Annotated in this window: 7 protein-coding genes and 1 tRNA gene; 5 read left to right on the top strand and 3 right to left on the bottom strand. The window is 61.5% G+C overall.

The genetic code is table 11. The features are described from left to right. Window positions 1-218: 218 nt before the first annotated feature. From QUV35_RS03185 to QUV35_RS03165, 5 genes are all read left to right on the top strand, one after another. Window positions 219-461 (top strand): hypothetical protein, encoded by a 243-nt coding sequence (locus tag QUV35_RS03185; RefSeq protein ID WP_300870788.1) that lies wholly within the window; start codon window positions 219-221, stop codon window positions 459-461. Window positions 462-892: 431 nt separating this feature from the next. Further along, a complete protein-coding gene (locus tag QUV35_RS03180; RefSeq protein ID WP_300870786.1) occupies window positions 893-1,939 on the top strand; it encodes a plasmid recombination protein in 1,047 nt (348 codons plus the stop codon). 761 nt (window positions 1,940-2,700) lie between these two features. Beyond that, window positions 2,701-3,144: a hypothetical protein gene (locus tag QUV35_RS03175; RefSeq protein ID WP_300870784.1), complete on the top strand. Its 444-nt coding sequence runs from the start codon at window positions 2,701-2,703 to the stop codon at window positions 3,142-3,144. 12 nt (window positions 3,145-3,156) lie between these two features. Beyond that, window positions 3,157-3,387: a hypothetical protein gene (locus tag QUV35_RS03170; protein WP_300870783.1), complete on the top strand. Its 231-nt coding sequence runs from the start codon at window positions 3,157-3,159 to the stop codon at window positions 3,385-3,387. A 72-nt stretch (window positions 3,388-3,459) separates the two neighbouring features. Beyond that, entirely contained in the window at window positions 3,460-3,846 is a 387-nt protein-coding gene (locus QUV35_RS03165) for a hypothetical protein (protein WP_300870781.1), read from the top strand. A 196-nt stretch (window positions 3,847-4,042) separates the two neighbouring features. On the opposite strand, the gene QUV35_RS03160 is transcribed toward QUV35_RS03165, so the two are convergent. The 3 genes from QUV35_RS03160 to pepN form a co-directional block, all read right to left on the bottom strand. Beyond that, a tRNA-Thr gene (locus tag QUV35_RS03160) sits at window positions 4,043-4,118 on the bottom strand. 11 nt (window positions 4,119-4,129) lie between these two features. Continuing rightward, window positions 4,130-5,137: a class 1 fructose-bisphosphatase gene (locus QUV35_RS03155; protein WP_300870779.1), complete on the bottom strand. Its 1,008-nt coding sequence runs from the start codon at window positions 5,135-5,137 to the stop codon at window positions 4,130-4,132. A gap of 116 nt (window positions 5,138-5,253) precedes the next feature. Then, the gene (gene pepN, locus QUV35_RS03150; protein WP_300870778.1) at window positions 5,254-7,947 is read right to left on the bottom strand and encodes an aminopeptidase N; all 2,694 of its coding nucleotides are present in this window, start codon (window positions 7,945-7,947) and stop codon (window positions 5,254-5,256) included. Window position 7,948: the final 1 nt, after the last annotated feature.

The following is a 7,948-nucleotide window of genomic DNA, read 5'->3' as shown; positions in this document are numbered from 1 at the left end:
ATACTCAGCTCAAAGCTGCGTGACTCAGGCGACAACTACCTTGACGCGCGCCGGTTCGTGGCTGGCGTTCAGAGGCTGAAAAAAACTAAGTCTGCCGGTAGGTTGACGAGTCTGCCGGGGAGAGTGCGCAGCATCCCGGCAAGCGTGTTGAAAGTCGGGCGCGCATTCGCAGAATGAGGAACCAATACATCGGCATTCGCTGGTGTTTTGGAGTAACCATGCAAGTTCTGCAACCCTGTAGCACACCGCATCAATCGCGGTCCTCCCAGCAATTTCCCCCGCTGGAATCTGTGACCCGCCCGACAGTGGAAACTGCATCCGCTGCTCACTACCTGAACCGCCGCCCGCAAACCCTGAGGGGATGGGCCTGCCTTGAGAATGGCCCGCTGCGCCCTGTGCGCATCAATGGCCGTCTCGCATGGCCGGTTTCTGAGCTGAAAAAAATTCTGGGGGTGGCGTAATGTTGGCCGCCCTGAATCACCTGCTGCTGGCGCTGTGGTGTGCTGCCCCGTCGCAGTGGCTGCGCAGCAAAAAGGGGGGTAAATGAAAACGCCCGAGCCCCCCAAAGAGAACCCGAGCGCCCCGAACAGCGCGAAGTTTACCGGCACTGACAACCCGCGTCACCTGCGCGCAATCGCATCACTGCTTTGCCGTCCAATGCCCCGTGAGGGCCTAGACAGTGCTGTGGGTTGCAGCAATGCACCCGAGCTAGTTGCGGAGCTTCGCCGCCGCGGGCTGGAGGTGCCATGCAAGCGCATCAACTTTGTTGACCGTGACGGGTATGTGTGCCGTCCTGGGGTCTATTTCCTTACGCAGGCAGACCGCCGCAAGGTGTACCACTGGCAGGCGAGGAGAAAGCACGGGGGCGGTGCTGCGAACCAAGGGGATGCCAATGGCTGAAAGCATCGCCCACTTCGCAGTTAAGAGCATCGGCATGTCGCGGGTGAATGGGCGTAAGCCCTGCACGTTGCTGGAGGCTGCCCGTCACAACCTGCGCGAGATTCAGGCAGAGCAAGGCGCGAAGGGTCACATCGATCCAAAGCGTACCCGGCACAACTGCATCATTGCTGGACCTGCATCGTCCCTAGAGGTTCAAGCACTGGCAAATTCGCTGCTGGCATTTGTGGACACATCCAAGCTCAAGCGCGACCACTGCCAAGCAATCGAGGCGGTTTTCAGTCTGCCCAGTGGCTCACCTATCGACCCTGCCAACTACTTCGCGCAATGCTCGGACTGGCTCGCTAGAGAAACGATGCTGCCGGTCCTCAGTGCTGTTGTTCACCATGACGAAGCTGCGGCACACCTTCACGTTTTGCTGCTTCCCGTAAAGGAGGGGCGACACGTTGGAGGTGCGCCGATAGCCCGCCTTGAACTGAAGCGCCTGCGCGATTCTTACTTTGCAAAGGTGGCTGGACCAGCCGGGTTGAAACGCGACAGTGCAAAGGTGCGCGGCATCGTCAAGCAATGGGCCGTGGCTGCCGTTCTGCGTGAATGTGAGGCGCTGGGCTTGCCACACGCCATCGGGCCGCTGTGGGCCGTCCTGGTGGCTGCTATTGAGCGTGACCCGACCGCCGCGATGCTGGCGCTGCAAATCGACGTGAACAGCATTAGACCTGCAGCCATTCCAGCGACCCGGCAACTGCACCCGAAAGCTATAGGGCTTGCAGACTCCCCTATAGGGCTTGAGTCCAGAGGTGAGGAAATGCAAGCCCTATCCTGTGTAGGGCTCCATCAACGCACCACCACCAGCGAGACAAGCGAAGCGACCGAAACGCTTCCCGACCGTCTGAGCGTGGCCCAAGCGGCACAGCAACGGGCCATTGCACGCCACACGCCCAAACCCTCACTGCGACCTGCTGCGCCTGCTGTTCGGGTTGGTGACGATGGGACTATTCGAGAGCGTGACGAGTACGCCCATGACCTGAGTGCATGGGACTAGATCGAAAGCCACTCACCTGCACCCGCGATCGAAAAACAATCAGAGGAAATCAGACCATGCCCAAGACTGACCGTGTGCGCGTGGACTACATGCCGTGCCCGGCTGCTGTGGCCGCGCTAGAGGCCGCGCAAGCCCTTTACCCTGACAGCAGTACCCAGGCACTGATAGACCGGCTGGTTATCACGGGGCTTTCTGCACTGGTGCTAGGGCACTGGCAACCGCCGCGCCTATGGGGCAACCGTGACCGCTGGAAGCTACCCGCCGAACTTTGCAATGCAAGCCCGGAGGATGGCGCTTAAACAAAGCCCCGATATGCAGAGCGTTCCGGAACTCTGCCGCCAAAGTGCAGCGAAGTAGAGGTGATTTTCCGGGCTGGGCTGGGCGGCAGACACACCATTCAAAGCCGGTTCAAAGGGTTTTCCGACACCACTACGCGCGAGGGAAAGAGTGCGCCGATGGAACGGACTCACTCGCTCGGAAAGTGGAGGGGGGAGTCAAATGGTGTTTTCGCTCAAGAATCAACGACATAAGGTGACCAGTACGCGCGCGCGAGGGCCGTGCTTCCTGCTGCCTGCCTTGCGGGGTTTTCGGAGCATTACGCGCCCAGGTGCGCGCGCGCGAGGGATGCCCGACGAGGCACTGCCGTACGGGAGAGTATTCGGAGCCCTTAAACGCTACCTCGGCTTTATCGAAAAAATCTCGTTGTAAAGTGCGATTCAAGTGCCCGGAGGGGCAGCACCAACTATTCAAAGGGAGTCCCGATGAGAGCAGTTCTAGTTCTTGCCCTGTTGGTGCCTGTCATGGCGTCTGCGACAACGTCCTACCTATGCGCCACTGAAAAAGCCGCCGGTGTGAGCTTCGACAAGACTCGAGGGACATGGGACACCGCAATTTTTAAAGCTGATGGGAAGTATCTGGTGTCACAAGCAACGCCAGCAGAGCTTGCCGAGTCTCCAGCGAAGTGGCATGTGAAGAAATTGGGTCAATCCTTTTCCATGTACGGCTGTCCTGAGGATTTCTCAAATCAGGGTCGGATTTATTGCAGGGGAATCGGGGAGTTCAAGTTCAACAAAGAGAACGGCAGATTCCTTCGCACGTACACACTGGGCTACTACAACGACACTCCCGGGAAGGTCGATTTCTTTGGAGCAGAAGGAGAGAACACCCCAGCGGTCGAGATTGGCAAATGCTCGCCGATTAACTGAGCATTCCAAGCCATGTTCGCTGTCCTGCCTGCATGTGTCACGATTCACGCGATGCAGACCGAACTTGAACAACTAACCGAGGCAGACCGGGCGACCACCTTGCTGGTGCAGGGTGATGCCGAACAGAAGCGGAAGGCTGCCGAGGTGTTGCGCGCGCTGGCTAACTTGGGCCACACAGAGGCCGTGCGGGCTGCTGCCGCCGGTGCGCTGCTTCAACTGCTACCCAACAATGCGGGCCACTAGCCAGACCCTCACAGACCTGCCGCGCGTGGGTTGTCTATGCGCCGTGTATTGTTTGACTGCATCGGGGGAATCATGACGGTTCTGAAGTACTTGGGGGGGCTGCTGGCAACGGCGGCACTTCTGTTCTTGTTCCTGGTTAATTTTTCGAGCGTGGAATCTTCCTACGAATGCATAGGCCAGACCCGTGACGGGGGAGACTCCCAGCCATCAACCGTGTACCTACAGCTGGAGGAATACAGATGGTGGGTAGGCTTGTGGAGCAAATCAGATGCTTACCTTTACGTGGAAATCCCCAACACGTTTGTCTTCGGCTACACCCACTTGGACAAAGTTGGACACCAGTACCAGATTTATGAGGCCGAAAACAAGTTCACAGGCAACTTCTCGACTCTCAGTAGTGCGCTTGCCCTGAGCACACATCTGGGGTTTTTTGAAGGTGCATGCAAAAGAAAAGAGTGATGCCCTAGTGTCTTGCACGCTCTAGGTAACTGTGGCGAGGCAGCCCACTGCACGAACCCCCTGCATAGGTCCCTATCGCCCGTTTTCCTTGTCTAGTCATGGGGCGATTGTCGAAATCGTCTTACATCCGCCCTTACATCGCGCGGCAAGAAAAAAGCCCACTACCAATTTGATAGCGGGCTTTCTAGTATCTACGTGGTGCCGGAGAGATGAATCGAACACCCGACCTTCTCATTACGAATGAGCTGCTCTACCGACTGAGCTACACCGGCAACGCCAGCGATTATAGCCCGGTGTGGTAGCGCGTCGCGCGCTCGACTTCGTTCTTCGAGCCCAGGATCACGCTCACGCGTTCGTGCAGTTTGGCGGGCTGGATGTCGAGGATGCGCTCGCGTCCGTTGGTGGCGGCGCCGCCGGCCTGTTCGATCAGCCAGCCCATGGGGTTGGCTTCGTACATCAGGCGCAGCTTGCCGGGCTTGTCGGGTTCGCGCTTGTCCCAGGGGTACAGAAAGACACCGCCACGGGTGAGGATGCGGTGCACGTCGGCCACCATGCTGGCGACCCAGCGCATGTTGAAGTCCTTGCCGCGCGGTCCTTCCTTGCCGGCCAGGCATTCGTCCACATAGCGTTTCACCGGCTCGTCCCAGTGGCGCATGTTGCTCATGTTGATGGCGAACTCCTGCGTGTCGGGCGGGATCTGCACGTTCTCGCGGGTCAGCACGAACGAGCCTTGCTCGCGGTCGAGCGTGAACATGGCCACACCGTCGCCCACGGTGAGCACCAGCGTGGTCTGCGGGCCGTAAACACAGTAGCCGGCGGCCACTTGCCGGTGGCCCGGCTGCAGAAAGTCGCCTTCGTCCACGCCGCGGTCGTCTTCGGGCATCTTGAGCACGCTGAAGATGGTGCCGATGCTCACGTTCACATCGATGTTGGACGAGCCATCGAGCGGGTCGAACAGCAGCAGGTATTCACCCTGCGGGTAGCGGTTGGGCACCACGTAGATGCCCTCCATCTCTTCACTCGCCATGGCGGCGAGGTGGCCACCCCATTCATTGGCTTCAATCAGCACCTCGTTGGCGATGATGTCAAGTTGCTTCTGCATTTCGCCCTGCACGTTCTCGGTGGTCGCAACACCGAGCACACCGCCGAGGTCGCCCTTGTTGACGGCCTGGCTGATGCTCTTGCAGGCACGCGCCACCACTTCAAGCAGCAGGCGCAGTTGTGCAGGAATGTGGCCGTCGACGCGTTGCTGTTCGACGAGGTAGCGGGTGAGTGAGATGCGTTTGGTCATGGTGGTGGTGTGTGAGGGCTTCGGCAAGCTCGGCCCGAACGGAGCGGTGACTGGGCCCGAACGTGACAGTGGCTCATGACGACGGAATGGATGCCCGTACTGAACGACGAGCTCTCTCAGTCCGCCAGGGCGCGTGTCACGACTTCGCGCACGTCGTTGCTCAGGTCGGATTTGGCGGCCACCCGCGCGATGGCTTCGCGGGCCGCGCTGCGGTAGGGCTCGGCCAGCTTTTTCCAGCGGTCGAGTGCACGCGCCAGGCGCGCTGCCACCTGCGGATTGAAGGCGTCGAGCTCGACCACACGTTCGCTCCAGTACAGGTAGCCGGCCGCATCTGCGCGGTGGAAGGCGCCAGGGTTGCCGCTGCAGTAACTGAAGATCACGCTGCGCGCGCGGTTCGGGTTCTTGAGGTGGAAGTCGGGGTGCTTCATGAGCTGGCGAACCACGGGCAGCACATGGCCGGCGCGATCGGGTGCTGCGGCCTGCAGGGCAAACCATTTGTCGAGCACCAGGTCTTCGTTCTGGAACATGCGGTGGAAGCGGTCCAGCGCATCGCGCGCCAGCGCGTGGTCGCTCACCACCAGGGCTGAGAGCGCGTTGAAGCGGTCGGTCATGTTGCCCGCGTCCTTGAAGCGCTGGAAGGCTTTGCCCGGCCACACCGCATCTGCGCTCTCGCGCGCATGCAGGCAGAGCATGGTCAGCGCCATGCCGGCGAGCGCGCGGCGCCCGGTGCTCACCGGATCGGGCAGGTAGGCCCCGTTGTCCTTGTGGGCGTCGAAGGCCCAGGCCCAGTCGGCCTGCAGGGTCTGCGCCAGCTGCATGCGCATGGCTTCGCGCACGGCATGCACGCGCTGCGGGTCCACCTCGTCGAGTTGCTCCGAGATGTAGGTTTCACTGGGCAGCGTCAGCACGAGCTCCTTGAAGGCGGCGTCCAGCGTGGGGTGACGCAGGACATCGCGCATGGCATCGAGGAAGGCGGTGTCCAGCGGTGCAGAAGGCGCCGCGTCACCACGGATGGCCATGAGCGCGCGGCGCAAGGCCAGGCGCTGTGCCGACTCCCAGCGGTTGAACGGGTCGGGGTCGAAGGCCAGCAGCTTGAGCAGCTGCGCATCGGTGTGGTCGCAGTCGAGCACCACCGGTGCCGAGAAGCCGCGCAGCAGCGATGGCACGGGCTCGCTGTCGAGGTTGATAAAGGTGAAGCTTTCGCTGGCTTGTGTGAGCACGAAGGTGCGGCTGCCGGCTTCGGGCTGGGTCCAGTGGGCCAGCTGAAGCGGCAACGGGCTTCCGTCGGCACCCAGCAAGCCGAGCGAGACCGGGATCACAAAGGGCTCCTTGCTGCTCTGGCCAGGCGTGGGGGCGCAGCTCTGGGTGAAGGTGAGCGTGTAGCTGCGGGCAGCGGCATCGAACACACCTTCAGCGCGAAGGCGCGGTGTGCCGGCCTGGCTGTACCAGCGCTTGAACTGGGGCAGCAGGCGGGCCAGGTCGGTGTCGGGGTTGGCATCGGCCAGCGATTGTGCAAAGTCGTCGCAGGTCACGGCCTGGCCGTCGTGGCGCTCGAAGTAGAGCTTCATGCCCTTGGCAAAGCCCTCGCGTCCCACCAGGGTCTGCATCATGCGCACGACTTCGGCGCCTTTTTCGTAGACCGTGACGGTGTAGAAATTGTTGATTTCCGAGTAGCTGTCGGGCCGCACCGGGTGCGCCATGGGGCCGGCATCTTCGGGAAACTGTGCGGTTCGCAGCACGCGCACGTCTTCGATGCGCTTAACCGCGCGTGCCGAAGGTTCGGCGCACAGGTCCATGCTGAATTCCTGATCGCGGAAGACGGTGAGGCCTTCCTTGAGGCTGAGCTGGAACCAGTCGCGGCAGGTGACGCGGTTGCCGGTCCAGTTGTGAAAGTACTCGTGGCCCACCACCGACTCGATGTTGGCGAAGTCGGTGTCGGTGGCGGTGGCGCTGTTGGCCAGCACGTACTTGGTGTTGAAGATGTTGAGGCCCTTGTTCTCCATCGCGCCCATGTTGAAGTCGGCGGTGGCAACGATCATGAAGCGCTCCAGATCGAGCGGCAGGCCGAAGCGCGCCTCGTCCCAGGCCACGCTGGCGATCAGCGAGTTCATGGCGTGCTCGGTCTTGTCCATGTCGCCCGGGCGCACGTACACCTGCAGCAGGTGGTTGCCACCGCTGCGCGAGGTGATGCGTTGCTCGCGCGCCACCAGCTGGCCGGCCACCAGCGCAAACAAGTAGCAGGGTTTCTTGTGCGGATCGACCCACCGGGCGAAGTGGCGGCCGTCGGGCAGCAGGCCTTCCTCGACCAAATTGCCGTTGGACAGCAACACCGGATAGCGGGCTTTGTCGGCCCGCAGGGTGACGGTGTAGCTGGCCATCACGTCGGGGCGGTCCAGGAAATACGTGATGCGGCGAAAGCCTTCGGCCTCGCACTGCGTGAAAAACGTGCCCTGGCTCACGTACAGACCCATGAGCTGGGTGTTCTTCTCGGGCGCGCAGGTGGTGAAGATCTCCAGCTCGAACGGCTCCGTTCCCTCGGGCAGGCTCTCCAGCACCAGTTGCTGGCCGTCCATCTTGAACGAGCAGCCCGCTCCGTTGACCAGCACGCGTGCCAGGTTCAGGTCTTCACCCTCCAGCCGCAGGGCCTGAGCCGCCACCTCCGGGTTGCGGCGCAGGCGCATCTTGTTGAGCACACGCGTTTTGGCCGGGTCCAGGTCGAAGCACAACTCGACCGTGTCGATCCAGTAGGCCGGGGCGGCATAGTCTTCGCGGCGAACCACGGTGGTGGGGCCTTCACGCAATGAACTCATG

This window comes from Hydrogenophaga sp. (assembly GCF_030373225.1).
Taxonomy (GTDB): domain Bacteria; phylum Pseudomonadota; class Gammaproteobacteria; order Burkholderiales; family Burkholderiaceae_C; genus Hydrogenophaga.
The sequence above is the reverse complement of the archived record's forward strand: the minus strand, read 5'-3'. Positions and strand labels throughout refer to the sequence as shown.

What these genes read in the sequence shown, in the direction of transcription:
- pepN (WP_300870778.1), bottom strand. Translation starts at nt 7,947, where the DNA reads ATGAGTTCATTGCGTGAAGGCCCCACCACCGTGGTTCGCCGCGAAGAC.
- QUV35_RS03155 (WP_300870779.1), bottom strand. Translation starts at nt 5,137, where the DNA reads ATGACCAAACGCATCTCACTCACCCGCTACCTCGTCGAACAGCAACGC.
- QUV35_RS03165 (WP_300870781.1), top strand. Translation starts at nt 3,460, where the DNA reads ATGACGGTTCTGAAGTACTTGGGGGGGCTGCTGGCAACGGCGGCACTT.
- QUV35_RS03185 (WP_300870788.1), top strand. Translation starts at nt 219, where the DNA reads ATGCAAGTTCTGCAACCCTGTAGCACACCGCATCAATCGCGGTCCTCC.
- QUV35_RS03170 (WP_300870783.1), top strand. Translation starts at nt 3,157, where the DNA reads ATGTTCGCTGTCCTGCCTGCATGTGTCACGATTCACGCGATGCAGACC.
- QUV35_RS03175 (WP_300870784.1), top strand. Translation starts at nt 2,701, where the DNA reads ATGAGAGCAGTTCTAGTTCTTGCCCTGTTGGTGCCTGTCATGGCGTCT.
- QUV35_RS03180 (WP_300870786.1), top strand. Translation starts at nt 893, where the DNA reads ATGGCTGAAAGCATCGCCCACTTCGCAGTTAAGAGCATCGGCATGTCG.